This is a genomic window from Nocardioides panzhihuensis (assembly GCF_013408335.1).
Taxonomy (GTDB): Bacteria; Actinomycetota; Actinomycetes; order Propionibacteriales; family Nocardioidaceae; genus Nocardioides; species Nocardioides panzhihuensis.
This window is the reverse complement of sequence record NZ_JACBZR010000001.1, coordinates 2928539-2954065: the sequence shown is the minus strand read 5'-3', so window position 1 is coordinate 2954065 and position 25527 is coordinate 2928539. Positions and strand designations below refer to the sequence as shown.

21 protein-coding genes are annotated in these 25527 nt (G+C 70.1%); 13 read left to right on the top strand and 8 right to left on the bottom strand.

All coding sequences use genetic code 11. From position 1 onward, the window contains the following. The first annotated feature begins 37 nt into the window (after positions 1–37). The 4 genes from BJ988_RS14015 (at position 38) to BJ988_RS14000 (ending at position 4456) form a co-directional block, all read left to right on the top strand. Positions 38–1309 carry an ABC transporter substrate-binding protein gene (locus tag BJ988_RS14015; protein ID WP_179658552.1) on the top strand — a complete coding sequence of 424 codons (1272 nt, stop codon included), beginning with the start codon at positions 38–40 and terminating at the stop codon, positions 1307–1309. A gap of 101 nt (positions 1310–1410) precedes the next feature. Beyond that, the gene (locus BJ988_RS14010; protein WP_179658551.1) at positions 1411–2370 is read left to right on the top strand and encodes a carbohydrate ABC transporter permease; all 960 of its coding nucleotides are present in this window, start codon (positions 1411–1413) and stop codon (positions 2368–2370) included. Beyond that, positions 2367–3239, top strand: a complete 873-nt coding sequence (locus BJ988_RS14005) for a carbohydrate ABC transporter permease (protein ID WP_179658550.1) — start codon at positions 2367–2369, stop codon at positions 3237–3239. Before BJ988_RS14010 ends, BJ988_RS14005 begins: the two co-directional genes overlap by 4 nt. Beyond that, a complete protein-coding gene (locus BJ988_RS14000; RefSeq protein WP_179658549.1) occupies positions 3236–4456 on the top strand; it encodes an AGE family epimerase/isomerase in 1221 nt (406 codons plus the stop codon). The genes BJ988_RS14005 and BJ988_RS14000 overlap by 4 nt, the downstream gene beginning before the upstream one ends. Before the next feature lie 129 nt (positions 4457–4585). On the opposite strand, the gene BJ988_RS13995 is transcribed toward BJ988_RS14000, so the two are convergent. Then, complete coding sequence (locus BJ988_RS13995; RefSeq protein WP_179658548.1) at positions 4586–5497, bottom strand: dioxygenase family protein; 912 nt, start codon at positions 5495–5497, stop codon at positions 4586–4588. A gap of 98 nt (positions 5498–5595) precedes the next feature. Here BJ988_RS13995 and BJ988_RS13990 point away from each other — a divergent pair, with 98 nt between their 5' ends. Together BJ988_RS13990 and BJ988_RS13985 are read left to right on the top strand one after the other, a co-directional pair. Further along, on the top strand, positions 5596–6087 hold the full coding sequence (locus BJ988_RS13990) for a MarR family transcriptional regulator (RefSeq protein ID WP_179658547.1): 492 nt from the start codon (positions 5596–5598) through the stop codon (positions 6085–6087). Positions 6088–6090: 3 nt separating this feature from the next. Then, positions 6091–6831 (top strand): AAA family ATPase, encoded by a 741-nt coding sequence (locus BJ988_RS13985; protein ID WP_179658546.1) that lies wholly within the window; start codon positions 6091–6093, stop codon positions 6829–6831. Positions 6832–6844: 13 nt separating this feature from the next. On the opposite strand, the gene BJ988_RS13980 is transcribed toward BJ988_RS13985, so the two are convergent. Then, on the bottom strand, positions 6845–7441 hold the full coding sequence (locus tag BJ988_RS13980) for a TetR family transcriptional regulator C-terminal domain-containing protein (RefSeq protein WP_179658545.1): 597 nt from the start codon (positions 7439–7441) through the stop codon (positions 6845–6847). Between the two features lie 145 nt (positions 7442–7586). Between BJ988_RS13980 and BJ988_RS13975 the strand changes: the two genes are divergently transcribed. Genes BJ988_RS13975 through BJ988_RS13965 form a run of 3 tightly spaced genes read left to right on the top strand, consistent with a single transcriptional unit; the run spans position 7587 to position 11545 of the window. Further along, positions 7587–8975, top strand: coding sequence for an APC family permease (locus BJ988_RS13975; protein WP_179658544.1), 1389 nt, complete (start codon positions 7587–7589; stop codon positions 8973–8975). Positions 8976–9033: 58 nt separating this feature from the next. Continuing rightward, positions 9034–10098 carry an agmatinase gene (gene speB / locus BJ988_RS13970; protein WP_179658543.1) on the top strand — a complete coding sequence of 355 codons (1065 nt, stop codon included), beginning with the start codon at positions 9034–9036 and terminating at the stop codon, positions 10096–10098. Position 10099: 1 nt separating this feature from the next. Continuing rightward, entirely contained in the window at positions 10100–11545 is a 1446-nt protein-coding gene (locus tag BJ988_RS13965) for a flavin monoamine oxidase family protein (RefSeq protein ID WP_179658542.1), read from the top strand. Here BJ988_RS13965 and BJ988_RS13960 read toward each other — a convergent pair. Beyond that, a complete protein-coding gene (locus BJ988_RS13960; RefSeq protein WP_246321482.1) occupies positions 11477–12373 on the bottom strand; it encodes a LysR family transcriptional regulator in 897 nt (298 codons plus the stop codon). The two genes, BJ988_RS13965 and BJ988_RS13960, sit on opposite strands and share 69 nt — an antisense overlap. A gap of 65 nt (positions 12374–12438) precedes the next feature. On the opposite strand from BJ988_RS13960, the gene gabT reads away from it, so the two are divergent. The 3 genes from gabT (at position 12439) to BJ988_RS13945 (ending at position 18872) form a co-directional block, all read left to right on the top strand. Continuing rightward, positions 12439–13776 carry a 4-aminobutyrate--2-oxoglutarate transaminase gene (gene gabT, locus BJ988_RS13955; protein WP_179658541.1) on the top strand — a complete coding sequence of 446 codons (1338 nt, stop codon included), beginning with the start codon at positions 12439–12441 and terminating at the stop codon, positions 13774–13776. Then, the gene (locus BJ988_RS13950) at positions 13773–15248 is read left to right on the top strand and encodes an NAD-dependent succinate-semialdehyde dehydrogenase (RefSeq protein ID WP_343051608.1); all 1476 of its coding nucleotides are present in this window, start codon (positions 13773–13775) and stop codon (positions 15246–15248) included. The genes gabT and BJ988_RS13950 overlap by 4 nt, the downstream gene beginning before the upstream one ends. 171 nt (positions 15249–15419) lie before the next feature. Beyond that, complete coding sequence (locus tag BJ988_RS13945) at positions 15420–18872, top strand: indolepyruvate ferredoxin oxidoreductase family protein (RefSeq protein WP_179658540.1); 3453 nt, start codon at positions 15420–15422, stop codon at positions 18870–18872. On the opposite strand, the gene BJ988_RS13940 is transcribed toward BJ988_RS13945, so the two are convergent. From BJ988_RS13940 to BJ988_RS13930, 3 genes are all read right to left on the bottom strand, one after another. Beyond that, positions 18869–19390 carry a hypothetical protein gene (locus tag BJ988_RS13940; protein WP_179658539.1) on the bottom strand — a complete coding sequence of 174 codons (522 nt, stop codon included), beginning with the start codon at positions 19388–19390 and terminating at the stop codon, positions 18869–18871. The two genes, BJ988_RS13945 and BJ988_RS13940, sit on opposite strands and share 4 nt — an antisense overlap. 114 nt (positions 19391–19504) lie before the next feature. Continuing rightward, positions 19505–21628 carry an acetate--CoA ligase family protein gene (locus BJ988_RS13935; RefSeq protein ID WP_179658538.1) on the bottom strand — a complete coding sequence of 708 codons (2124 nt, stop codon included), beginning with the start codon at positions 21626–21628 and terminating at the stop codon, positions 19505–19507. A 79-nt stretch (positions 21629–21707) separates the two neighbouring features. Continuing rightward, positions 21708–22880, bottom strand: coding sequence for an acyl-CoA dehydrogenase family protein (locus BJ988_RS13930; RefSeq protein ID WP_179658537.1), 1173 nt, complete (start codon positions 22878–22880; stop codon positions 21708–21710). A gap of 139 nt (positions 22881–23019) precedes the next feature. Between BJ988_RS13930 and BJ988_RS13925 the strand changes: the two genes are divergently transcribed. Then, complete coding sequence (locus BJ988_RS13925; protein ID WP_179658536.1) at positions 23020–23664, top strand: TetR/AcrR family transcriptional regulator; 645 nt, start codon at positions 23020–23022, stop codon at positions 23662–23664. A 40-nt stretch (positions 23665–23704) separates the two neighbouring features. Here BJ988_RS13925 and BJ988_RS13920 read toward each other — a convergent pair whose 3' ends face one another. Then, on the bottom strand, positions 23705–24565 hold the full coding sequence (locus BJ988_RS13920) for a MaoC/PaaZ C-terminal domain-containing protein (protein WP_179658535.1): 861 nt from the start codon (positions 24563–24565) through the stop codon (positions 23705–23707). Then, positions 24562–25476 carry an SDR family oxidoreductase gene (locus tag BJ988_RS13915; protein ID WP_179658534.1) on the bottom strand — a complete coding sequence of 305 codons (915 nt, stop codon included), beginning with the start codon at positions 25474–25476 and terminating at the stop codon, positions 24562–24564. The genes BJ988_RS13920 and BJ988_RS13915 overlap by 4 nt, the downstream gene beginning before the upstream one ends. Positions 25477–25527 lie beyond the last annotated feature (51 nt).

The following is a 25527-nucleotide window of genomic DNA, read 5'->3' as shown; positions in this document are numbered from 1 at the left end:
TCACCGACGTAGCGGTCGCGCAACCGGAGGATCAAAGATGAACGCAACGCGTAAGGCCCTGGCCGCCGGCCTGGCCGCCCTGAGCCTGCTGGCGGTCTCCGCCTGCGGGAGCGACAGCGAGAGCGGCAGCACCGACGAGGTGGAGGTCTTCACCTGGTGGGCCGAGGGTAGTGAGAAGGCCGGGCTCGACGCCCTGGTCAAGGTGTTCGACGACCAGAACCCCGATCTGAAGTTCGTCAACGGGGCCGTCGCCGGTGGCGCCGGCAGCGACGCGAAGAACGTGCTCCAGTCCCGCCTGCAGAACGGTGAGCCGCCGGCCACCTTCCAGGCGCACGCGGGTGCCGAGCTGACCGACTACATCAACGCCGGCCAGATCGAGGACCTCACCGACCTCTACGAGGAGAAGGGCTGGAACGAGCGCTTCCCCGAGGGTCTCCTCGAGCGACTGAAGCAGGACGGCGGCATCTACTCCGTCCCCTCGAACATCCACCGCGCCAACGTGCTCTGGGCCAACCCGGCCGTCCTGGAGAAGGCCGGCATCGATGCCGGCAAGACCTACGACTCGCTCGACGCCTGGATCGCCGACCTGAAGAAGATCAAGGCCGAGGGCATCATCCCGCTCTCGATCGCGACCGACTGGACGCAGGTCCACCTGCTCGAGAGCGTGCTCCTCGCCGACCTCGGCGCTGAGGCGTACAACGGTCTCTGGGACGGCACCACGGACTGGAGCGGCAGCGAGGTCGAGGCCGCGCTGGCGAAGTACAGCACGCTCCTCTCGCTGACCAACACCGACCGCCAGGGACTCGACTGGCCGGACGCGACCCAGCTGGTCATCGACGGCCAGGCCGCGTTCAACGTCATGGGTGACTGGGCCGAGGCGGCCTTCCAGGAGCAGAAGAAGACACTCGGCACCGACTACACCGCGACCCCGGTCCCGGGCACCGACGGCGTCTTCGACTTCCTGGCCGACTCGTTCACCAAGCCGGTCGACGGCCCCAACCCGGCCGGCACCGAGGCCTGGCTCGAGACCATCGCCAGCGACGAGGGCCAGGTGGCCTTCAACAAGGCGAAGGGCTCGATCCCGGCCAGCACCACGGCCGACACGGCCGACTTCAACGAGTACCAGCAGACCGCGATCAAGTCGTGGGGCGAGGACGAGATCGTCTCCTCGCTCGCTCACGGTGCAGCGACCTCGGTCAACTGGCTGACCGACATCACCGCCGCCGTCGCGAAGTTCGGCAGCAACAACGACGTCGCCGAGCTCCAGGAGGGCCTCGTCGAGGCCGCCGAGGACAACAAGCCCGAGTGACCCAGGGCTCCTTCGAGCCCGATGACCCACCCGGTCCGAGGGGCTGCGGCAGGCAGCATCCGCCGCAGCTCCTCGGCCGCCCTTTGTGAAAGGACGGACACATGTCCTCCACGGTGCCCAGCGCCGTCAAGCGACCCGGACGGTCCCAGCGGCCCAGACGCCCCAGGGGCCGCCGCCCCGGCGGTCGCGGGTGGGTCGCGCCCGTACTCCTGATCCTGCCGACCGTCATCGTCATCGGCGTCTTCGTCTACGGCCTCATCGGATCCAACATCCACACCTCCCTGCAGGACCGGCACAACATCGGGCCGTCGCAGGGCTTCGCGGGGCTGGACAACTACCGCGACCTGTTCACCGACGACGACTTCATCTACTCCCTGCGCAACCTGTTGCTCTACACCGCGACGTTCCTCGTCGGCACGCTGTCCCTCGGGTTTCTGTGGGCATGGCTGCTCGAGCGCAAGGCCCGAGGCGAGTCGCTCTTCCGGGCGATCTACCTGTTCCCGATGGCGGTCTCGTTCGTCGCCTCGGGTGTGGTTTGGCGCTGGCTGCTCAACAACGCCGAGGGCGACCGTGCCTCCGGCCTGAACCGGCTCTTCGAGACGCTTCACCTCGACTTCCTGCAGAACCCGTGGTGGACCAACGAGCGCTGGGGCATCCTCGCGATCGCCGTCCCGGCGATCTGGCAGCTCAGCGGCTACGTGATGGCGCTCTTCCTGGCCGGCTTCCGCGGGATCCCCGAGGAGCTTCGCGAAGCGGCTCGGATCGACGGCGCCTCGGAGTGGCAGCTCTACCGGCACGTCATCTTCCCGCAGCTGAGTCCGGTCGCCCTCTCGGCGATCATCATCATCGGGCACATGTCGTTGAAGGTCTTCGACCTGATCATGGCGATCGCGGGCCAGACCAACTACACGACCCAGGTGCCGGCCACCCAGATGTGGGTCGAGTTCACCCGCGGTGACTACGCCAGGTCGGCCGCCATCGGGACGGTCCTGCTCCTGATCGTGGCCATCCTGATCGTGCCCTACCTCGTCTCCACCTATCGTCAGGAGCGTCGCCAATGACGACGACCGAAGCCATCCCGGCCGCTGTCGCCTCCCGGGTCCCCGGACAGCGTTCCCGCGGAGTCGCCCGCACGATCAAGTACGTCCTGCTGATCGGTTTCGCGCTGGTCGTCCTGCTCCCGGCGTACGTCCTGTTCGTCACCAGCTTCAAGGGGATCGGCGACGCCACCCCCACCAACGCCTGGAAGCTTCCCGAGTCCTGGGAGACCGCCGGCTGGGTACGTGCCTGGGAGCAGCTCGGGCCGGCCCTGGGGCGTACGTTCGCGATGGTCATCCCGGCCTCGATCATCTCCTCGGTGCTCGGCTCGATGAACGGGTTCGTGCTCTCCAAGTGGCGCTTCCCGGGCGCTGACGTGGTGTTCACGCTGATCCTGTTCGGGATGTTCATCCCCTACCAGGCCGTGATGGTGCCGCTGGTCCAGCTGATGGGCAACCTGGGCGTCCCCTCGGGCGTCCCGAGCCTGATCGTGCTGCACGTCGTCTACGGCCTGCCGATCACCACGCTGATCTTCCGCAACTACTACGCCGGGGTCCCGGTCGAGCTCGTCGAGGCGGCTCGGGTCGACGGCGCCGGCATGCTGCGGACGTACGCCTCGATCATCCTGCCGATCTCGGCGCCGGCGTTCGTGGTGGTGCTGATGTGGCAGTTCACCTCGGCGTGGAACGACTACCTGTTCGCGCTCTTCTTCTCGACCTCGCAGAACGGGCCGGTCACGATCGCGCTCAACTTCCTGGCGAGCGGTCAGCTGCAGGACTACTCCGCCAGCATGGCGGGCGCGCTGATCGCGTCCGTCCCGACGCTGATCATCTACATCCTGCTCGGCCGCTACTTCGTGGGCGGGCTGATGGCAGGTTCGGTCAAGGGATGATCGACGCGGACGCCGAGTGCCGCCGGCTGGCCGGGTTCGCCCGGCCGTCGGCGGCCTCGCCCGCCGGTTTCTGGTGGCTGGACGAGTCCGGTCACCCGGACCCGGCCGAGCCGGTGCACACCTGGATCACCGCCCGGATGACCCACGTCTTCGCGCTCGCGCACCTGCGCGGGGATCTGCCGGGCTCCGAGGCCGCCGAGCTCGCGGCCCACGGCATCCGGGCGATGTCGGGCGCGCTGCGCGACGACGAGCTCGGCGGTTGGTACGCCTCGGTCTCGACGGACGGCGAGCCGATCGACACCCTCAAGGAGGCCTACGCGCACGCCTTCGTGATCCTGGCGGCGAGCAGCGGGGTCGCGGCCGGGGTGCCCGGGGCCGACGCGCTGCTCGACGAAGCGCTGGGAGTGATGCAGCAGCACTTCCTCGACGACTCCGGCCGCGTGGTCGACAGCCTCGAGCGCGATCTCGGATCGGGGGAGGCCTACCGCGGGGCCAACTCCAGCATGCACACGGTGGAGGCGTTCCTGGCCGCGGGTGATGTCACCGGCGACGGCGCTTGGCACCAGCGGGCGCTGGCGATCGCCGAGCACCTGATCCACGATGTCGCCCGCTCGCACGGCTATGACCTGCCCGAGCACTTCGACCTCTCCTGGTCGCCGCTGCTCGACTACAACGCCGACCGGCCGGGTGATCCGTTCCGGCCCTACGGCTGCACCCCGGGGCACCTGCTGGAGTGGTCGCGGCTGCTGCTCCACCTGGACGCCTCGCTGCCGCAGCCTCCGTCGTGGCTGGTCGAGGACGCCCGGGCGCTCTTCGCCCGTGCTGTCGAGGTCGGCTGGTCCGCCGACGGCGAGACCGGCTTCGTCTACACGACCTCCTGGGACGGCAAGCCGGTCACCCGGCTGCGGCTGCACTGGGTGGCCGCGGAGGCGCTGGCCGCCGCCGGCGCGCTGCACACCCGGACCGGTGAGACGACCTACGACGACTGGCGACAGCGCTTCGAGGCGTACATCGAGACCCACCTCGTCGACCGCGAGCACGGCAACTGGCATCACGAGCTGGACGAGCACAACCGCCCCTCGCACGTGGTCTGGCACGGCAAACCGGACGTCTACCACGCCTACCAGGCCCTGCTGCTGGCCCGCCTGCCGCTCGCGCCAGTCCTCTCCGTACAACTCCGCCAGCCCCAGGAGCCCCCGCGAGAGGTCGGTTCTTGACGCCGAGAGGTCGGTTCTTGACCGCGAGAGGTCGATTCCCGGAGGCGAGGGACTGACTCTTCGGCGTCAGAAATCGACTTCTCAGCTTCGCGAACTGACCTTTCGGCGTCAGAAACTGACGTCTCGGGGTCAGGCGGCTTGGAAGGAGCGGCGGGAGAGGCCTAGGCCGTAGCCGTCCAGCGTCGTGGTGACCGGAGCGGTCGGGTCGGTGGCCGCGCCCAGGGTGACGAAGAGCGGGGTGAAGTGCTCGACGGTCGGATGGGCGTACGGCATCCCGGGGGCGGCGGTGCGGAACCTGGCCAGCTCGGCGACGTCGCCGCGATCAAGGGCGTCGGCGGCCCAGGCGTCGAAGTCGGCGGACCAGCCGGCCGGCTTGTTCTCGGTCATCATCTCGCGGGTGATGAACGGCAGCCCGTGGGTCATGTGGCCCGAGCCGACCACGAGCACGCCCTCCTCCCGCAGCGGCCGCAGACGCTCGCCGAGCGCGAGCAGCCTGTCGGGGTCCTCGGTGGGCAGGGAGAGCTGGACGACCGGGATGTCGGCAGCCGGGTACATGATCTTCAGCGGCACCCAGGCTCCGTGGTCGAGGCCGCGGCGGGTGTGCTGGTGAGCGGTCTCGGTGTCGGGCATCAGCGCCGCGGTGGTGCGAGCGAGCTCGCCGGCGTCCGGAGTGTCGTAGCGCACCGAGTGGTAGATCGGGTCGAAGCCGCCGAAGTCGTAGACCAGCTCGTCAGGACGGGTCGCGCTGATCGAGAGGGGCGCCGACTCCCAGTGCGCGGAGATGACCAGGATGGCCTTGGGACGGGGCAACGAGCGGGCCCAGGTGTGCAGCGGGTCGAGCCACTCGGGGCTCTGCAGGGGCAGCGGGCCGCCGCCGTGGGACAGGTAGAGGCTCGGTAGCGGGCCGTCCGCCGACGTCCAGGCGCGATGTGGGTCGGTCGCCTCGCGTGCCTCGACGGCTCGCAAGTGCTGGGCGAACGGATGCGTCCGGGGGAGACGGGCGTCCGCGGCGGCGGTCGTGCTCTGAGGTGCGGTGCTCATGATCGGTCTCCTGCGACGGTGCTCAATGGTTGTTGCTTGAACTAACTCTAGGCGACGTTTGTTTGTTCCGGGCAACTTTCTGCGGCACACTCCGTGGCGTGGAGGGCAACTGGCTGTCGCCGGAGGAGCGTGCGGCGTGGGTCCGCCTGATCGCCGTCCTCGAGCTGCTCCCCGGCGCCCTCGACTCCCAGCTGCGCCGCGACGCCGGTCTGACCCACTTCGACTACGGCGTGCTGGCCATGCTCTCCGAGGCTCCCGACCGGACCCTGCGGATGACCGAGCTGGCGGGCTACACCAACGCGACGCTGCCCAGGCTCTCCAACGTGGTCAAGCGCTTGGCGGACCGTGGCCTCATCGAGCGGCTCACCTGTCCTGGCGACCGCCGGGCTACCAACGTACGACTCACCGAGACCGGCCACGAGAAGATGGCCGCCTCCGCTCCCGGTCACGTGGACGCCGTGCGCGAGTACGTCTTCGACTCGCTGAGCCCCGACCAGGTGAGCCAGCTGGCCGAGATCGCCGGGACCATGCTCGAACGGCTCGACCCGACCGGCGTGAAGAGGCCGCCCATCGACCCGAAGGTGTGCTGAGGCGTGCGGTTCGACGAGCGCTACGTCGCTCGGATCACGCTCGACCCCAGGCATGACACCGGTCGGTATCCGTTCACTCTGCCCGCGGTCCGGGAGCTGGCCGGCGGGGAAGGCATCGACTTCGACCAACGGGTGACGTTCCTCGTCGGCGACAACGGGACCGGAAAGTCCACGATCATCGAGGCGATAGCGGTCGCGTCCGGGTTCAACGCCGAGGGCGGTTCCATCTCGTTCCGCTTCGCCACCCGTGCGACCGAGTCGTCCCTTGCGGACCACATCGTGATCGAGCGCGGACTGAAGCGACCGCGCACCGGCTTCTTCCTGCGGGCGGAGTCGTTCTACAACGTCGCCACCGAGATGGAGAGCCTCGGCCTGGACACTTCGGACGCCTACGGCGGGGTCTCGCCCCACGAGCGCTCACACGGGGAGTCGTTCCTCGACCTGGTGATGAACCGGTTCTGGCCCGGCGGTCTCTACATCCTCGACGAGCCCGAGGCTGCGCTCTCGGTGAAGGGCTGTCTGGCGCTGGTCGCACGCATCGTCGAGCTCGCCGACGAGCGATCCCAGTTCATCATCGCCACGCACTCTCCGATCCTGCTCTCGGTGCCCGGCGCGAGGATCCTGCAGTTCGACGACGAGGGGCGCATCGAGCAGGTCGCCTACGACGACGCCGAACCGGTCGCCCTGACCAGACGGTTCCTGGCGGACCCGGCGAGATATCTGCGGTACGTCCTGGAAGACTGAGGCCTAGTGCCCGCTACCCCTCGTGTCCGGTGACGGCGGCGCGGGTGTGCTCGAGGGCGTGGTCGCGCAGGGCGGTGCCGCCGCCGGTGACGATGCCGATGCTGAAGCCGTCCCACATCGCCCGCAGGCGCTCGGAGACCGCCTCGCGCTCAGGCACCTGGGGGAGGGCGGCGGCGAAGAGCCGGACCAGGTCGGCGTGCCACTCGTCGTCCATCGCGCGCTGCGCGGCGGCGAGCTCGCCGTCGTACGGCGCACGGGCCCACAGCTCGAGCCACAGGAGCCAGCGGGGGTCACGCTCGTCGAGGGCGAGGTAGACGGCGGTGAAGGAGAGCAGCGCGTCGACGCCCCCGGATCCGTCCTGCTCGACCTTCTCCAGGATTGGTGCCCGCTGCGCGGCGTACTCGCTCTCGCTCCACCGCAGGGTCTCCAGAAGCAGGCCGTTGCGGGTGCCGAAGTAGTAGAGGAGGTGGCCGCCGCTGGTGCCGAGCCGAGCGGCGAGGGACGCCATCGTGACCTTGGCGAGCCCCTCCTCCGCAACCATCTCCAGGGTGGTCGCGAGCACCTGCTCTCGCGGTCGTTCCAGGCGGCGGTTGGAGCGTGTGCGCGTCACTTCACCAGTGTCCCCTCGTGCTCGCTTCGCAAAATCTTCGGTCTGCCCCCTTGACTCTAGCGGTGATCTGAGTCACTTTGAACACCGTTCAAAGTTTTGTACGGCGTTCAAAACTCGCTGTACCCTCATCCCCAAGGAGACCGCGATGATCGAATCCATGCAGGTGGGCCCGGACGAGGTGACGCCGGCGCCGGATCGGCGCAAGCTCGCGCGGGTGCTCGGGCCCGGCGCAGCGATCCTCCTCGTGCTGTCGTGCATCACGCCCGCATCGAGCCTGTTCATCATCGTCCCCGAGCTGTTCGCGATGCAGGGGAGCGGTGCGGTGCTGGCGGTCGTGGCCGGCTTCGCGGTCTCGGTCGCGATCGCCGCCTGCTACGCCGAGCTGGGCACCCGCACCGCCAGCTCCGGCGGGGAGTACGCGATGGTCACCCAGACCCTCGGCAAGTCGATGGGCTGGCTGACGTTCTCGCTCGCGGGGGTGCTGCTCTGGCTCATCCCGCCGATCTTCGCCCTCGGCACCGCCGACTACCTGGCCGATCTCGTGGAGCTCCCGCGGGCCGCGACCGGCGCGATCGTGATGCTCCTCTCGACCGCCACGGCCATCCTCAACATCAAGGCCAACGCGGTCGTCACCGGCACCTTCCTCGCGCTCGAGATGATCGCCGCCGTGGTCGTCACCGTCCTCGGTCTCGGCCACATCCAGCGCGGCCCCGGCGAGCTGGTCTCCCCGCACGTCATCGGTGAGAACGGCCTGGAGCCGTTCACCCTGGCGATCCTCATTTCTGGCCTCGCGGTGAGCACGTTCCTGGTCAGCGGATTCGGCACCACCGTCTACCTGTCCGAGGAGATCGTCGACCCGCGCCGCAACGTCGCCCGCGTGATCTTCTGGACCCTCGGACTGGGCGGCCTCGTCATCCTCGTCCCGACCGTCACCACGGTCCTCGCGGTCGACGACCTCAGCGACCTCGCCTCCGGTAATTTCTCCCAGTGGGTGGCCGCGTGGGGCGGCGATCGCGTCGCCGTCGCGGTGAACGTCGCCATCGCCATCGCCATCCTCAACGCCGTCATCGTGATGGTGCTGCAGAACGCCCGGGTCGTCTACGCCTCCGCGCGCGACCGCTCCTGGCCGACACCGATCAACGGCGTCCTCACCAGGCTGCACCCCCGCTACGCCACCCCGTGGCTGGCCACCCTCGTGATCGGCATCCCGGGAGCCATCCTCGCCGGCGCCGTCGAGATCGAGGCGCTGCTCGGGGTCACCTCGGTGGTCATCTCCACGATGTACGTCGTCGTCGCGATCGCCGCGCTCCGTGCCCGCCGCCGGGGGCCGGCAGCCCAGGGCTGGCGGATGCCGTTGTGGCCGCTGCCGCCGCTGATCGTCATCGGCGCGATCGGCTACGCGCTGGCCGGCTCCGCGCTTCTGGACATCCTGATCACGGCCGGCGTCGTGGTCGCCGCCCTCATCTACTACCACCTGTTCCTCGCCCGCCGGCCCGGCGAGCGGTTCCTCGTCGTCGAACCGACCGAGGATTGAGCCCTGAGGAATGGGCGCAGCTGTCCACCACGAGAATCGAACGAGAGAGAAGAACGACATGGCTCGCTACGGAACCCAGTTCGGCCCTGACATCACCTTCCTGGGTGTCGACCGGTGTGACTGGGCCGACCCCACGACGTACGAGGGTGCCGACGTGGTCATTCTCGGCGCCCCCTTCGACGGAGGCACGTCACACCGGTCGGGCACCCGGTTCGGCCCGCAGTTCATCCGGCAGACCTGTTACCTGCCCCACGACGGCTCGCGGCCCTCGCTCGCGATGCGCGTCGACGCGCTGCGGGACCTGAAAGTGCTCGACGCCGGCGACGTCGAGATGTACTCCGGCGACGCGGAGCGCTCGGTGCGTGACCTCCAGGAGGCGGTCCACGCCGTGACGAGCAACGGCGCCATCCCGCTGGTGCTGGGCGGCGACCACACGATCGCCTGGCCCGACGCCGCCGGCGTCGCCCAGCACCTCGGTCAGGGACGGGTGTCGATGATCCACTTCGATGCCCACGCCGACACCGGGGACATCGAGTTCGGCTCGCTCGTCGGGCACGGCCAGCCGATGCGGCGGCTCATCGAGTCGGGTGCGCTGCGCGGCGACCGGTTCCTGCAGATGGGGCTGCGCGGCTACTGGCCCGAGCCCGAGACGCTCGACTGGATGGCCGAGCAGGGCATGCGGTCCTACGAGATGACCGAGATCGTGCACCGCGGGCTGGAGGAGTGCCTCACCGAGGCCTTCACGATCGCCACCGACGAGTGCGACGGCGTCTTCCTCTCGGTCGACATCGACGTCTGCGACCCCGGGCACGCGCCCGGCACCGGCACTCCGGAGCCGGGCGGCCTCACCGCCCGTCAGCTCCTCGACGCGGTCCGCCGGATCGCCTACGAGCTGCCGGTGGTCGGGATCGACGTCGTCGAGGTCTCCCCGCCCTACGACCACGCCGACATCACCTCGTTCCTCGCCAACCGGGTCGTCCTCGAGGCGCTCTCCGGCATCGCCCGCCGCAGGCGCGACCAGGCCGACGGGACCCGCTGGGACCCGAGCCTGCCGTTGCTGGCCCAGCGCCCCGACCAGCGCCCCGACCGGCGACTCAATGAACCCGACATCCAGGAGAACTGACATGACCACCCACGACGTGATCGTGGTCGGCGCCGGGGTGACCGGCCTGACCGCGGCCTGGCGACTCGCCCAGGCAGGCAAGGACGTGCTCGTCCTGGAGGCGCGCGACCGCGTCGGCGGCCGGCTGCGCACCGAGGCGCACGGCGCACCCGGGGCGGAGGCCGACTTCGAGATCGGCGGCCAGTGGGTCTCGCCGGACCAGGACGCCCTGATCGGGATCCTCGACGAGCTCAGGCTGCCGACCTACCCGCGGTTCCGCGAGGGCGAGTCGCTCTATGTCGACAAGGCCGGTGCCGCACATCGCTTCGGGGAAGAGCTGCCGCTCGGGGAGTCCACGCTGGCGGCGATCGGGCAGCTGACCAAGACGCTCGACGAGCTCGCGGCGGCGATGGATCCGGCCCGGCCGTGGGACCTCGACGATGCCGCCCACCTCGACAGCGTCTCGTTCCGTGCCTGGCTCGAGCGGCAGTGCGACGACCCGGTGGCGGTCGACAACATCGCCCTCTACATCGGTCCGGCGATGCTGACGAAGCCCGCCCATGCCTTCTCCGCGCTCCAGGCGGTGCAGATGGCCGCCAGCGCGGGGTCGTTCAGCAACCTCGTCGACGCCGACGTGATCCTCGACCGCCGCGTCGTCGGCGGCTTGCAGCGGGTGCCGCTGACTCTGGCCGAGCGGCTGGGGGACCGGGTCCGGCTCGGCCAGGACGTCACCCTGGTCGAGTGGGACGAGGACGGTGCCGTCGTCCACGTCGGCGCAGAGATCCACGCTGCGCGTCGGCTGGTCCTCGCCGTGCCGCCGACCCTGGTCAGGCGGATCCGGTTCAGCCCCGAGCTTCCGGCGGAGCACCGGATGGCCCGCGAGCACCAGTCGTTCGGGCTGGTCATCAAGGTGCAGGCGCAGTACGAGACGCCGTTCTGGCGCGCCGAGGGCCTCAGCGGGACAGGCTTCGCGCCCTGGGAGCTGGTCCACGAGGTCTACGACAACACCCCCGAGGGCGAGCAGCGCGGGACGCTGGTCGGCTTCGTCTCCGACGAGCGCGCGGACGCGATCGGCCGGCTCCCCGACGAGGAGCGGCGCCGGCAGGTGCTCGGGTCGCTGGCGACGTACTTCGGGGACGCGGCGCTCGAGCCGATCACCTACGTCGAGAGCGACTGGCAGCACCAGGAGCTCACGGGCGGGGCGTACGGGACCAGCTTCGACCTCGGCGGCCTGACCAGGTGGGGCGCGGCGCTGCGCGAGCCGCTCGGCCCGATCGAGTTCGGCAGCAGCGATGTGGCCGGGCACGGCTTCCAGCACGTCGACGGCGGCGTCCGGGTGGGCGAGGAGATCGCCCGGGCGATCCTCGACGGCGGGCTGAGGCCGCTGGGCGCCACCAGGTCAGCGGGCGGCGACCTCCGCGCCGTAGCTCTCGACGCAGAACGCCGAGAGCCGGTCGGCCAGGGCTGAGAGGGCCTCGGCGGCGTGGTGGTGCGGGTCCCATGCCGCGTACAGCCTGATCCGCACCCGCCCGGCCGGCGCCTCGATGTGCAGCGGCACCAGGCCGAAGCGCGGGTCGTCGGAGACGATCGCGACGCCGCGGCCCGAGGCCGCGAGCGCCAGTGCGACCTGGGCGTTGGACACCTCGAGGACGTCGCCGTAGCCCACGGCGGCGTCCTCGACCGCTGCGTCCAGGAGCGGCCGGGGCCGTAGGTCCTCGGTGAGCAGGACGAGCGGCCGGGTCACCAGGTCGCGTACGTCCACGGACCCCCGACCCGCCCACGGGTCGTCGGGGCGGACATAGGCCCACACCGGCAGCACGGCAAGGGCGCGCGAGGTCAGCGAACGCCCCGGCGGCCGGGTGACGATCGCCAGGTCGGCGCCCGCGCGGACCGCGGCGACCGCACCGCGCGGATCGAGCTCGCGGACCATCGCGACCGGGTCGTCCGGCCCGAGCGTCGCCAGGAACGGCGCGAGCACGTCGGTGAGCGTCGTGGACGGCACGGCGAGGTGCAGCTCGTCGAGCCGGCCGGAGGCGAGCAGGCCGACGGCGCGCTCGAGGTCGTCGGCGTGGGCGAGCAGGTCGCGGGCGCGGGGGAGGAGGTCCATGGCCGTCCGGGTGAGCCGCAGCCGCCGCCCCTCGCGGGCGAACAGCGGCACGCCCAGGTTGGCCTCGAGCTGGCGCAGCTGCCGCGACAGCACCGGCTGGGTCACGTGCAGCAGCTCCGCGGCGCGGGTCGCGGAGCCCGCGTCGGCGGTGGCGACGAAGTAGCGCAGCAGCCGCAGATCCATGCTCATGAGGCATGATCTTAGTAGCCAAAAGGTCTTGGACGACATGTGTCGCCGAGGCCCATGCTGTTCCCATGACCGAGCTCTCGCCCCTCGAACAGTCCCGCCTCCTGCGTACGCCGCTCCCCGGCCCCCGCTCCCAGGAGCTCATGCGCCGCAAGGCCGCGGCCGTGAGCCAGGGCGTGGGCACGACGATGCCCGTCTTCGCCGCCCGCGCCGCGGGCGGGATCGTCGAGGACGTGGACGGCAACCGCTTCATCGACCTGGGCTCGGGCATCGCGGTGACCACGGTCGGCTCCAGTGCCGCCCGCGTCGTCGAAGCGGTCACCGAGCAGGTGGCGGCCTTCACCCACACCTGCTTCATGGTCACGCCCTACGAGGGCTACGTGGCCGTCGCCGAGCAGCTCGCCCGGCTCACCCCCGGCGACCACGAGAAGCGCACCGCGCTGTTCAACTCCGGCTCCGAGGCCGTCGAGAACGCGGTCAAGATCGCCCGCTCGTTCACCGGCAAGGACGCGGTCGTGGTCTTCGACCACGCCTACCACGGCCGCACCAACCTCACCATGGCGATGACGGCGAAGAACATGCCCTACAAGCATGGCTTCGGACCGTTCGCCGCAGAGGTCTACCGGGCGCCGATGTCCTACCCGTTCCGGGACGCGCCCGAGATCGACGGCAAGCTGGCGGCCGCCCGGGCGACGTCGCAGATCGAGACGCAGGTCGGTGCCGAGAACCTCGCAGCCGTCGTGATCGAGCCGGTTCAGGGTGAGGGCGGCTTCATCGTCCCGGCGCCCGGGTTCCTCGCCGCGCTGGCGGAGTGGTGCCGGGCCAACGACGTGCTCTTCGTGGCCGACGAGGTGCAGTCCGGCTTCGGCCGCACCGGCACCTGGTTCGCTGTCGAGCACGACGACGTCGTCCCGGACATGGTGGTCAGCGCGAAGGGCATCGCCGGCGGTCTGCCGCTCTCCGCGGTGACCGGCCGCGCCGACGTCATGGACGCTGTCCACCCCAGCGGCCTGGGCGGCACCTACGGCGGCAACCCGCTCGCCTGCGCCGCCGCGCTGGCCGTGATCGAGACCATCGAGGCCGAGGACCTGCTCACCCGGGCCCGGCAGATCGAGGAGCGCCTCCTCGGGCGGCTCCGCGACCTGCAGGCCGGGGACCCGCGCATCGGCGACGTACGCGGCCGGGGCGCGATGATCGCCGCCGAGTTCGTCGACCCGGCCACGGGCGACCCCGACGGTGCGACCGCCAAGGCCGTCGCCGCCTACGCTCACAGCCAGGGCGTCATCGCCCTGACCTGTGGCACCTGGGGCAACGTCATCCGCTTCCTGCCGCCGCTGAGCATCTCCGACGAGCTGCTCGACGAGGCCCTCGACGTACTCGCGACCGCACTGGAGGAGTCCAAGTGACCACGAGCACCCAGCCCATGAACACCCAGCCCAGCTACCTCGAGGCCCTCGAGCCTGGCAGTGGCGTCCTCGTCGGCGGCCGGTGGCGACCGGGTGCCGCCGGCGTCTTCACGGTGGAGAACCCCGCCACCCGCGAGCACGTCGCCGCTGTCGCCGACGGCACCACCGAGGACGCGACCGCAGCAGTCGACGCTGCCGCTGAGGCGCTGCCCGCGTGGTCGGCGCTGCCGCCGCGGACCCGCAGCGACCTGCTCAGCCGGGTGCGTGAGCTGATGCTGCGCGACGTCGACGACCTCGCCGCACTGATCGCGCTCGAGAACGGCAAGTCCCTCACCGACGCGCGCGGCGAGGTGGCCTACGCCGCCGAGTTCTTCCGCTGGTACGCCGAGGAGGCCGTGCGCCCGCACGGCGACTTCGGTCCCTCGCCGGCCGGCGGCACCCGCACCATCGTCACCCACAAGCCCGTCGGCGTGGCCGCTCTGGTGACGCCGTGGAACTTCCCCGCCGCGATGGCCACCCGCAAGATCGCCCCGGCGCTCGCCGCGGGCTGCACCGTCGTGCTCAAGCCCGCCGCCGAGACGCCGCTGACGGCGCTCGCGGTCGCCCGGCTGATCGCCGAGGCCGGTGTCCCCGACGGCGTCGTCAACGTGGTCCCCGGTCGCGACGCAGCCGGGATCGTCAGCACCTGGCTCACCGACCAGCGGGTCCGCAAGATCTCCTTCACCGGCTCGACCGGCGTCGGCCGCATCCTGCTGCGTCAGGCCGCCGACCGGGTCGTCAACACCTCGATGGAGCTCGGCGGCAACGCGCCGTTCGTGGTGACCTCGAGCGCCGACGTGACGGCGGCCGTCGAGGGCGCGATGGTCGCCAAGTTCCGCAACGGGGGACAGGCCTGCACCGCCGCCAACCGGTTCTACGTGCACGCCGACGTCGTCGAGGAGTTCACCGCCCGGCTCGGCGCCGCCGTGGAGAAGCTCCGGGTCGGGCCCGCCGAGCAGGGCAGCGACATCGGCCCGCTCATCTCCGAGAAGGCGTACGCCACGGTCACCGGCCTCGTCGACGACGCCGTGGCCGCGGGGGCCGTGATCGCCCACCGCGCCGAGGTCCCCACCACGGAGGGCTACTTCTACGCGCCGACGGTCCTGACCGGCGTACCGGCGGACTCGCCGCTGCTGCGCGAGGAGATCTTCGGGCCGGTGGCCCCGATCGTGGTCTGGAACGAGACCGAGGAACTGCTGGCCGCGGTCAACGACACCGAGTTCGGCCTGGCGGCGTACGTCTACGGCGAGATGGGCGAGGCGCTGCACGTGGCCGAGCGGATCGACGCCGGGATGGTGGGGGTCAACCGCGGTCTGGTCTCCGACCCGTCGGCGCCGTTCGGAGGGGTGAAGCAGAGCGGTATCGGGCGCGAGGGCGCGCGGGCCGGGCTGGAGGAGTACCTGGAGACGCAGTACCTCAGCGTCGCCTGGTGAGTCGGGGGAGTCGTCTCGTGATTGGCATCACGCCGACTCCATCCCCGATGATGTGACTCAGACCACCCGCACACCATGCAGTGTGGTCACTCGGGACTGCCTCACCCGGCGGTCCCGCAAACACTCCAGACGGACCACCAGTGCCGCCCGGCAGATTGAGGAGTCACCCTTATGACCGCAGTGTTCGAGCCCGGGACCTCGTTCGAGGCGTACGACCTGGCCGACCGATACCGCGTCGGAGCCGGCCCCGTGCTGCTGACCGGAATCCAGGCGATCGCGCGGATGCTCGTCGAGCAGCGCGCCCTGGACCAGCGCCGTGGCATGCGGACCGGCACCTTCATCTCCGGCTACCCGGGCAGCCCGCTCGGCGGCCTCGACCAGCTGCTCCTGGGGCTGCCGAAGGAGATGGCCGACGCCGACATCACAGTCGTGCCCGGTCTCAACGAGGAGCTCGCCGCCACCGCCGTATGGGGCTCGCAGTCGGCCGTCACGCTCGACACCGAGCGCTACGACGGCGTGACCGGGGTCTGGTACGGCAAGGGTCCCGGAGTCGACCGCGCGCTGGACGCGATGCGACACGCCAACATGTACGGCGCCCACCCCGCCGGCGGCATGCTGATGCTGGTCGGCGACGACCCGGCCGCGAAGTCGTCCACGGTGCCTGCGGTCAGCGAGCGCACCCTGGCCTCGCTCGGCATCCCCGTGCTCTTTCCGCGCAACGCCTCCGAGATCGTGGAGTACGGGATGGAGGGCATCGCCCTCTCCCGCGCCTCCGGCTGTGTGGTCGCGCTCAAGATCGTCGCCGACGTCGCCGACGGCGCCTGGGTGGTCAACCCGGAGATCGGCGTCATCGACCCGGTCATGCCGAAGACCGAGTGGCAGGGCGTCCCCTACACCTACGAGCCGACCAAGATCGAGCTCTTCCCCGACCGGATCGTCGGCGCCGAGGCGAAGCTCTACGGCCCCCGGATGAACGTCGTGAAGGCGTACGCCGCCGAGAACCGGCTCAACCGGATCGAGGTCAAGGCGCCGAACGCCAAGGTCGGCATCGTCGCCGCCGGCTCGTGCTACGACTCGATGCGACAGGGCCTGCTGGACCTCGGCCTCGACCACGACGCCCTGATGGCCGCCGGCATCCGGGTGCTGCGCCTGGGCATGATGTGGCCGGTCGAGCCGACCATCGTGTCGACGTTCGCCGACGGGCTCGAGGAGATCATCGTCGTCGAGGACAAGACCTCCTTCATCGAGCAGGGCATCCGCGAGATCCTCTACGGCGAGCCGTCCGCGCCCGTCATCGTCGGCAAGAAGGACCGTGCCGGGGTCCCGCTGGTGCCGCTGGACGGTGAGCTGACCGCCGGCCGCCTGCTCGCGCCGCTGCGTCGTGCGCTGAAGGGCCGCGCCGAGCTGAAGTCCGCCGGGCCGACCCGGATCGACCTGCCGCTGCTCTCGACCTCGCGCACCCCGTACTTCTGCTCGGGCTGCCCGCACAACCGCTCCACCGCGCTGCCCGAGGGCTCGATCGGTGGCGGCGGCATCGGCTGCCACACGCTGGTGACCGCCTCGCAGCGTGAGGACAGCGCGGTCGTCGGCATCACCCAGATGGGTGGCGAGGGCTCGCAGTGGATCGGGCAGGCGCCCTACAGCCACGCCGGCCACACCTTCCAGAACGTCGGTGACGGCACCTTCTTCCACTCCGCGCAGCTGGCCATCCAGGCGTGCGTCGCGGCGGACGTCAACATCACCTACAAGCTGCTGCACAACGACGTCGTCGCGATGACCGGTGCCCAGAAGCGACAGGGTGAGGTCACGATGGCGCAGCTGACCCACAAGCTGATGAACGAGGGCGTCAAGGCGATCATCGTGGTCGCCGACGAGCCGAAGCGCTACCGCCGCAGCAGCTTCCCCGCAGGCGTACGCCTGTGGCACCGCGACCGCCTCGACGACGCCCAGCACGAGCTGCGCGAGATCGAGGGCGTGACCGTGCTGATCTACGACCAGCACTGCGCCGCCGACGCGCGCCGCCAGCGCAAGCGCGGCACCATCGAGGCCCGCAACACCAAGATCGTGATCAACGAGGCCGTGTGCGAGGGCTGCGGCGACTGCGGCGTGAAGTCCAACTGCCTCTCCGTGCAGCCGGTCGAGACCGAGCTGGGCCGCAAGACCCGCATCGACCAGACCTCGTGCAACACCGACTACACCTGTGTCGAAGGGGAGTGCCCCTCGTTCATGGCGGTCGAGACCGACCCGACGGTCAAGAAGGCGAAGAAGTCGACGCCGGCGCCGCCCGAGGTGGCGGACCCCGGCTACGCCGACCTGGAGCGGACCTACGGCGTCTTCATGGCCGGCATCGGCGGCACCGGCATCGTCACCGTCAACCAGGTGCTCGCAACCGCGGCGCTGCGTGCCGGCTTCGGCGTGGAGTCGCTCGACCAGGTCGGGATGAGCCAGAAGGCCGGTCCGGTGACCGCTCACCTGCGGTTCGGTCCGGGTGCGATCGACCCCTCCAACCGGGTCACCCCGGGTTCGGCGGACGCGCTGCTCGGCTTCGACCTCCTCACCCTGGCCGAGGGCAAGAACCTCGCCTACGGCGACCCGGAGCGCACCCGAGCGGTCGTGTCGACCAGCAAGACGCCGACCGGGCCGATGGTCTACGACAAGGACATCTCCTACCCGGCCGACGACGAGCTGCTCACCCGCGTGAACGGCGCGACCTCCTCGCTGCGCGCCTTCGACGCGCTCACCGCCGCGGAGACGCTCTTCGGCAACACCGCCGCGGCCAACTTCCTGCTGGTCGGCGCCGCCTACCAGGCCGGTGCGCTCCCGATCCCGGCCGAGGCGATCGAGGAGGCCATCGGCATCAACGGTGTCGCGGTCAGCGCCAACGTGGCCGCCTTCCGCTGGGGCCGTGCCTCCGTGGCTGCGCCTGACGAGTTCGCCAAGGTCACCGGCACGTCCACCGCGCCGGTCGAGGAGATCGTCGTGCCGGCTCTTGACGACGCGAAGCTCGACGGTGAGGTGCGCCGGCTCGTCGAGTTCCGTGCCCCGAAGCTCGTCGCCTTCCAGAACCAGGAGACCGCTCGCCGCTACGTCGAGCTCGTCGACCGGATCTGGAACGCCGAGCGTGCGGTGACCGCCGAGACCCGCTTCTCCGAGGCGGTCGCCCGCTACCTGTTCAAGCTCACCGCCTACAAGGACGAGTACGAGGTCGCCCGGCTGCTCACTGCGCCGGCCGCCTTGGACGGTGTCCGTGCCGAGGTCCAGGGCAAGATCAGCTTCAAGCTCTCCCCGCCGGTCTTCGGGGCGCTCCTGAAGGGCCGCAAGATGACCTTCGGTCCGCGCTCGCACTTCATGCTCCGCCTCCTGGCGACCATGAAGTTCCTTCGCGGCACAATCCTCGACCCGTTCGGTCAGGCCCACGTACGCCGCACCGAGCGCGCCCTGCTCGCGCACTACTCGGCGCTGGTCACCGACCTCGCCGCGGACCTGACCGACGAGAACTACGCCCGGACCGTCCGCCTGGCGGAGCTCCCGGACATGGTGCGGGGCTACGAGAACGTGAAGATGCGCAACGTCGAGGCCTACCGCGAGGCGCTCGCCGCCGAGGGGATCGACCTGAACGTCTAGAGCACGTTGTAGGTGCTCGCCGGACCTTCACCCACACCGAACGCCTCCGCCAGCCTCGACCGCGCACCCGCGCTGTCGAGGCTGGCCTCCACCCGGCGGATGTTGCGGGTCGAGGGGTAGGCGAAGAAGGCCATCAGGGCCAGCGAGATGAGCCCGCCGATGACGTACGTCATCAGCTGGCCCTCGGTCAGGACGAAGGCCAGGGCGAGCGAGACCAGCGCGACGATCTCGCTGAGGACGAGCCGCAGGAACATCGAGGTCTGCTGTCGCTGCAGGCCCTCGCGCGTCGCCTTGTCGGAGTCCGTCCCCGGCGTGATCGGCACCGCCCGGAACCCGATCGTCGAGCAGAGCACGAAGATCACGACCCCGGCCGCGACCTGCCCGCCGATGACGTACGCCGATGGCAGCGTCAGGTCGGCCTCGGGAACGCTGAGGGCGACGACGACCCCCAGAACCACCAACATGGACATGAACGTGAGCACCAGCATCCTGGCCGTACGCATCGCGGGTGTGGGCATCGGAGCTCCTCATCGGCCAATAGGTGAGGGAAAACCTAGCGGACGCCGGCTGCCCGTCGCCGGACGGACACCGCGGCCCGAGGGGCTTTCGCCTCTCGGGCCGCGGTGACCAGGTCAGGCGCGCCAGGTGATGAGCGCGTCCAGCGCCTCGATCCGCTCGCCGGAGACCAGCAGCGGGTTGACCTCGAGCGACTCGAGATCGTCGCCGAGCGCGACCGCGATCGCGCCGAGCCTCGCCACCACACCGGCGAGCGCCTCCAGATCGACCGGAGCCTGGCCGCGTGCGCCCCGGAGCACGGCGGCGCTGCGTAGCGACTCGAGCGCCTGCCGGGCATCGGTCTCCGAGATCGGCAGCAGCCGGAGCTGGGAGTCACCGAGGATCTCGACCCAGATTCCGCCCATGGCCACCGCCAGCGTGAGCCCCCAGGACGGGTCGCGGACGACACCGACGAGCAGCTCCGTGCCACCCGAGCGCATCGGCTGGACGATCGTCGTGGTGCCGTCGTGGCCCGCCTTAGCCAGGGAGTCGGCGATCCGCGCTGCTGCGGCACGGACCGACTCCGCGTCCTGCAGGCCGAGCTCCACGCCGCCGAGGTCGCTCTTGTGCTCCAGGTCGTCGGCCGCCGCCTTGAGTACCACAGGGAAGCCGACCTCCTCGGCGAGACGGGCGGCCTCGTCGGGGGAGGTGGCGACCCGGGACAGCACCATCGGGATGCCGTTCGCGGCCAGGAATCCGGCGGCATGACGCTCGGTCCAGGTCCCGGCACGGGCCGGCAGCCCGTCCGGCACCTTCACCTCGACCGAGACCGGTCCGTCCGTGCCCGCCTGGTGGCGCCGGTAGGTCTGCGACCAGCGAACTGCGTGGCCCAGTGCGGTCATGCCGTGCTCGATGCCGCCCGCGATCTGCGGATAGCTCGCCGCCTCACGCAGGGCCCGCCCGGTCTCGCTCACGTCGACCAGGACGTTGCCGACGATCACCACCGGCTTCGGTGAGGACCTGATCACCCCCGCTGTGTGGCGATACGTCTCGACCGCCAGGTCGAAGTCCGGCGTCGCCCGGGGCATGTCCTGCAGCAGCATGATGACGTCGACACCAGGATCGGCAGCCACCACGTCGAGTGACTTCGCCATGAGCTGGCGGTCGAGCAGCACGTAGCCGGTGACGTCGAGCGGGTTGTTCGGTGTGGCGAACGGCGGCAGTACGCTCCGCAGCGCTGTCGTGGTCGCCTCGGCGAACTCCGGCAGCTCGAGCCCCTCGTCCTCGGCACGGTCGGAGATGATCTCGGAGGCGCCGCCCGAGGGGGTGACGACGCCGATCCGGTTGCCGGGGAGGGGACCGGTCTCGGCGAGCATGCCGGCGGTGACCATCAGGTCCTCCAACGAGCCCACGCGGATCACCCCGAGCTGGCGGAAGGCGGCGTCGACGGTCTTGTCGTCGCCCACCAGCGCGCCGGTGTGGGCCTGAGCCGTCCGAGACGCCTTGACGCTTCGACCGATCTTGAGAGCCACGATCGGTTTGCCCGCCGCCAGGGCCCGCCGGGCGATGTCGGCGAACTCCTCCGGGTGCCGGATGCTCTCCAGGAAGAGCGCGATCACCTTCGTCTTGGGGGATTCGACCAGCGCGTTCATCACATCGGTCACCGACATCGCGGTCTCGTTGCCCATCGAGACCAGCAGCGAGATCCCGATGTTGCGTGCCTGGGCGAAGGCCAGCACGTTGCTGGCCAACGCACCGCTCTGCAGCACGACGCCGACCGAACCGCCCAGGAGTGGCGGGGGGATCGGCAACCCGTAGGGGGTGATCGAGTCGGCCGCATTGATGAACCCGTTCCCGTTGGGACCGAGAACGATGAGGTCGTGCCGCCGGGCGATGTCGGCGACCTCCTGCTCGCGGACCGCGCCCTCACCACCGATCTCGCCGTAGCCGGCGGTGAGGATGACGTAGTTCCGGATGCCGCGGACCGCGCCCTCCTCCAGGACGCGCGGCACGACCTCGATCGGCGTCATGACGTAGGCCAGGTCGACCGGCCCGGGGATGTCGGAGAGGCTGCGGTGGGTCTCGACGCCGTGGACGACTGGCGTCTTGGGGTTCACCAGGTGCACGTCACCGGCGAAGCCGTGCTGGAGAAGGTTGTTGTAGGTGCTCGCGGACCAGCCCGACTTGTCGGTCGCCCCGACGAGGGCGACCGACTTCGGGCGGAAGAACTCCTGCAGTCGATCGGCGTCGAGGATGCTCATGGCGCCACCTCCGTAGCGCAGGCGCCAGAATACGGACGTGGCGCCCTGAAGTATCCGATGGTCGCTCGCTTGCGCTCGCTCATGCCAACGACGCTCCCACCTTGATGTGGCCCTTGAGCAGGTTTCGGGCGATCGTACGGCGCTGGATCTCGTCGGTGCCCTCGAAGATGCGGAGCAGACGCAGCTCCCGGTACCAGCGCTCCAGGGGAAGCTCCTTGGTGTAGCCCATGCCGCCGTGGATCTGGAGGACGCGGTCGACGACCCGGTTGGCCATGTTGGTGCCGTAGAGCTTCGCGATGGACGAGGTGTGCCGGGCGTCCATCTTGTTCTCGACCTGCCAGGCGGCGTGCAGGGTCAGCCAGCGGGCGGCCTCCAGCTCGACGGCGCTGTCGGCGATGTGGCCCTGGATGAACTGGTAGTTGGCGATCGGCTGACCCATCGACTGCCGGTTGTTGGCGTGCTCGATGGCCATCTCGAGCATGCGCTCGGCGGCACCGATGGCGCCGGCCGGGATCATGAAGCGGCCGTTGCCGATCCACTGCATCGCCAGCTCGAAGCCCTTGCCCTCCTCGCCGAGGATGTGGTCGTTCGGGACCCGGACGTCCTGGAAGCTCAGCGCACCCGGGCCCCACTCGCCCATGGTCGGGATGGGCGTGGACTCCCAGCCCATGGCCCGGTCGACCAGGAAGCAGGTGACGCCACCGTCGGCGCCCATCGAAGGGTCGGTGACGGCGAAGACCATGACGAAGTCGGCCTCGTTGCCGTTGGTGATGAAGGTCTTCTCGCCGTTGATCACCCAGTCGTCGCCGTCCCGGACCGCCTTGGTCCGGATGTTGCGGGCGTCGGAGCCGGCGCCGGGCTCGGTGATGGCGAAGCAGCTGCGGCGCTCACCCTCGATCGTCGGGATGAGGTACTCCTGCTTCTGCGCCTCGGTGCCGGCGTAGAGGATGTTGTCCGCGCTGCCGCCGAAGCGGAACGGCACGAAGGTGCGGCCGGCCTCACCCGCGATGATCGCCGACATGACGGCTCCCGCGGCCATCCCGCCGTACTCCTCCGGGGTGTTGATGCCCCAGTAGCCGTACTTGCGGGCCTTTGCCTGAAGGTCCTTGAGCTGGCCCGGCTCGAGGGCCGGCCGGCCGTTCCGCTCGTTGAGGAGAACCTGGTCCTCCAGTGGCATCACCTCTTTGGTGATGAACTGGCGAACCGCCTCCTTGACCGCTCGATGCTCTTCTCCCAGCGCGAAGTCGATCATGCCCGCTCCTTCAGTTAGAGTGAGTTTCTAGAATCATTTTCTAGAATGAACTATGAGAAGCGTCACGCAGTCGCGGTTCGTCGTCAAGAGGAATTGCGCATATTCTGAGAAGATCCCGCAGGATGACGAGGAGTGAACGATGTCGCTAGAGGTCGAACCACAGAGCCCCGGAGGGCGTCGTTGGGCCAAGACCGAGGAGACGCGCCGTCAGCTCTTGGACGCTTCTCGCGAGGTCTTCGCCGAAAAGGGCTACACCGTGGCCAGCGTCTCCGACGTCGTCGCCCGCGCGGACTCCAGCGTCGGCAGCGTCTACCACCACTTCGGCGGCAAGGAACAGCTCTACCTCGCGCTGTGGGACGAGTACGTCGGCCGGCTCGCCGCCGCAGCGGCTGCGAGCGTGGCGAAGCTCCGCAAGAGCGGGGTCGAGTCGCCGCTGGACCAGTTCGAGGCCGGGGCGCTGGCCTACCTCGATGCGGTCTGGGAGGACCGTGAGCTGCTGCCGGTGTTCTACGCCGGTGACGGCCCTCCAGGGTTCGAGGTGATGCGCCGACGCCGCAACACCGAGTGGATCCGCCGCAACCTGCAGGTCCTCGGTCTCGGTGGCAGCGACGAGGACAAGCTGCTCGGCGCGATCCTGACCGCTCTCATCGGTGAGGCGGCTCGGATGACGGCCGGGTGCGAGACGAAGCGCCAGGCGAGGCGGGTCGCCCGGCACGCGATCGCGCTGGCCCAGCGCCTCTTCGCCGGAGAGATCGCCGAGGGCGCGCCGCAGCCCTCCGAGTAGGGCCGCGGGTCTCGACGAGCTCGACCACCGGCGCCGACGATCAGCGCCAGGTGGCCAGGCCACGGTCGATGACCACGGTGCCGTCCTCCTTTCGGGTCTGGAAGGCGGTCGTGGTGTCGTCGACGCGCCACATCGCGACCTGAAGGGTCTCCCCGGGAAGGACCGGTGCGGAGAAGCGTCCGCTCATCGTCGCCAGCCGGTCCCCGTCGCCTTCGGTGATCGTGCGGACCAGCGCTCGGCCGGTGACTCCGTAGGTGCAGAGCCCGTGCAGGATGGGGCGCTCGAAGCCTCCCCGCGCGGAGAAGCGTGGGTCCGAGTGGAGCGGGTTGCGGTCGCCGCTGAGACGGTAGAGCAGAGCCTGGCCGGGCCAGGTCGGCATCGTCGCCAGGTCGTCGGGATCACGACCCGGGATCGGGGAGGCCACCTTCGGGCCAGGATCGCCGCCGAACCCGCCCTCACCCCGGATGAAGACCGAGCTGCGGGTGGTCACGACGGGCTCGCCCGTTGCCGGGTCGACCGCCTCGGCCTGGCTCGTGACCAGGGCTCCTGATCCCTTGTCGTACATGCCGGTCACCTGGGAGGTGAGCGAGACGGTCCCTTCCGCGGTCAGGGGGCGGTGCAGGACGACCTCCTGCTCGGCGTGGACCAGCATGGCGGGGTTGAAGTCGCCCATCCTCCTGCCGCCACGTCTGGCACCCCACGTGACCATCACCCCGAAGGTCGGCAGCACCTTCTGCTCCGGGCACGCGTCGTCGCCGTGCTCCGTGGTGTAGGCCAGGTCGGTCAGCGGGTCGTCGTGCCCGGCGCCGGCACCGAGGGCGTAGAGCAGCGTGTCGGCGCTGGTCCAGGATCGCTCCTCGGGCTCGGAGCGCACGCCGACGACGGACTGGTCGAGACTCATGCCTCGGGCGTCCTTCCGCTGGTGAGCGAGTTCGCCCGGGCCTCCGCGATCATGCTGGGGAGCACCACGTCGAGCTCCTCGACGGTCCACGGCCCGTCCTTCTCCTCCGTCGGGCCGGCGACCCAGCCCTCGGCCACGCTCACGTGCCCGCCACGGACGTTGAAGACGCGACCGGTCACCTCGCGCGCCGACGGCGAGGCCAGCCAGGCCACGACAGGGGAGACGTTCTCGGGCGCGCCCGGGTTCCACTCGCCGTCGGCCACCTGCGGCCGGTTGGGGTTGAGATTCTCCGTCATCCGGGTCAGTGCGGCCGGGGCGATCGCGTTGACCGTGATGCCGTAGCGGCGCAGCTCCTGGGCGGCGATCACGGTCATCGCCGCGATACCCGCCTTGGCGGCGCCGTAGTTGATCTGCCCGGGGTTGCCGTAGATACCGGAGGAGGACGTGGTGTTGATGATCCGGGCATCGACGTCCTCGCCCTGCTTGGAGAGCTCGCGCCAGTGCTGGGCGGCCACGCTCATCGGGGCGAAGGTGCCGCGGAGGTGGACCTTGACCACGGCGTCCCACTCGTCGATGGACATGTTGACCAGCATCCGGTCGCGCAGGATCCCGGCGTTGTTGACCAGGACGTCGACCTTGCCCCACTCGTTGAGGGCGTCCTGGAACAGCTTCTGCGCGCCCTCCGGGTCGCTGATGTCGCTGCCGTTGGCGATCGCCTCACCGCCGAGCGCGCGTACCTCCTCGACCACCTGCTGGGCGGGGTCGTCGGCCTTGCCGGTGCCGTCGAGGCCGGCACCGAGGTCGTTGACCACGACTGCGGCTCCGCGCCGCGCGAACTCGAGGGCGTGGGCTCGGCCGAGTCCACGCCCGGCGCCGGTGATGATGACGACCTGTCGGTCGGTGTCTGCCATGGGTCTGCTCCTTCGGGTGGTGGGGTCAGTGCTGGTCAGGGCTGGTCAGGG

Excerpts from the sequence above, each read along its gene's own strand:
- BJ988_RS13940 (WP_179658539.1), bottom strand. The coding sequence starts at position 19,390 with ATGCCCACACCCGCGATGCGTACGGCCAGGATGCTGGTGCTCACGTTC.
- BJ988_RS13965 (WP_179658542.1), top strand. The coding sequence starts at position 10,100 with ATGACCACCCACGACGTGATCGTGGTCGGCGCCGGGGTGACCGGCCTG.
- gabT (WP_179658541.1), top strand. The coding sequence starts at position 12,439 with ATGACCGAGCTCTCGCCCCTCGAACAGTCCCGCCTCCTGCGTACGCCG.
- BJ988_RS13995 (WP_179658548.1), bottom strand. The coding sequence starts at position 5,497 with ATGAGCACCGCACCTCAGAGCACGACCGCCGCCGCGGACGCCCGTCTC.
- BJ988_RS13935 (WP_179658538.1), bottom strand. The coding sequence starts at position 21,628 with ATGAGCATCCTCGACGCCGATCGACTGCAGGAGTTCTTCCGCCCGAAG.
- BJ988_RS13930 (WP_179658537.1), bottom strand. The coding sequence starts at position 22,880 with ATGATCGACTTCGCGCTGGGAGAAGAGCATCGAGCGGTCAAGGAGGCG.
- BJ988_RS13975 (WP_179658544.1), top strand. The coding sequence starts at position 7,587 with ATGATCGAATCCATGCAGGTGGGCCCGGACGAGGTGACGCCGGCGCCG.
- BJ988_RS14015 (WP_179658552.1), top strand. The coding sequence starts at position 38 with ATGAACGCAACGCGTAAGGCCCTGGCCGCCGGCCTGGCCGCCCTGAGC.
- BJ988_RS14010 (WP_179658551.1), top strand. The coding sequence starts at position 1,411 with ATGTCCTCCACGGTGCCCAGCGCCGTCAAGCGACCCGGACGGTCCCAG.
- speB (WP_179658543.1), top strand. The coding sequence starts at position 9,034 with ATGGCTCGCTACGGAACCCAGTTCGGCCCTGACATCACCTTCCTGGGT.
- BJ988_RS13925 (WP_179658536.1), top strand. The coding sequence starts at position 23,020 with ATGTCGCTAGAGGTCGAACCACAGAGCCCCGGAGGGCGTCGTTGGGCC.
- BJ988_RS14000 (WP_179658549.1), top strand. The coding sequence starts at position 3,236 with ATGATCGACGCGGACGCCGAGTGCCGCCGGCTGGCCGGGTTCGCCCGG.
- BJ988_RS13945 (WP_179658540.1), top strand. The coding sequence starts at position 15,420 with ATGACCGCAGTGTTCGAGCCCGGGACCTCGTTCGAGGCGTACGACCTG.
- BJ988_RS13920 (WP_179658535.1), bottom strand. The coding sequence starts at position 24,565 with ATGAGTCTCGACCAGTCCGTCGTCGGCGTGCGCTCCGAGCCCGAGGAG.
- BJ988_RS13960 (WP_246321482.1), bottom strand. The coding sequence starts at position 12,373 with ATGAGCATGGATCTGCGGCTGCTGCGCTACTTCGTCGCCACCGCCGAC.
- BJ988_RS14005 (WP_179658550.1), top strand. The coding sequence starts at position 2,367 with ATGACGACGACCGAAGCCATCCCGGCCGCTGTCGCCTCCCGGGTCCCC.
- BJ988_RS13915 (WP_179658534.1), bottom strand. The coding sequence starts at position 25,476 with ATGGCAGACACCGACCGACAGGTCGTCATCATCACCGGCGCCGGGCGT.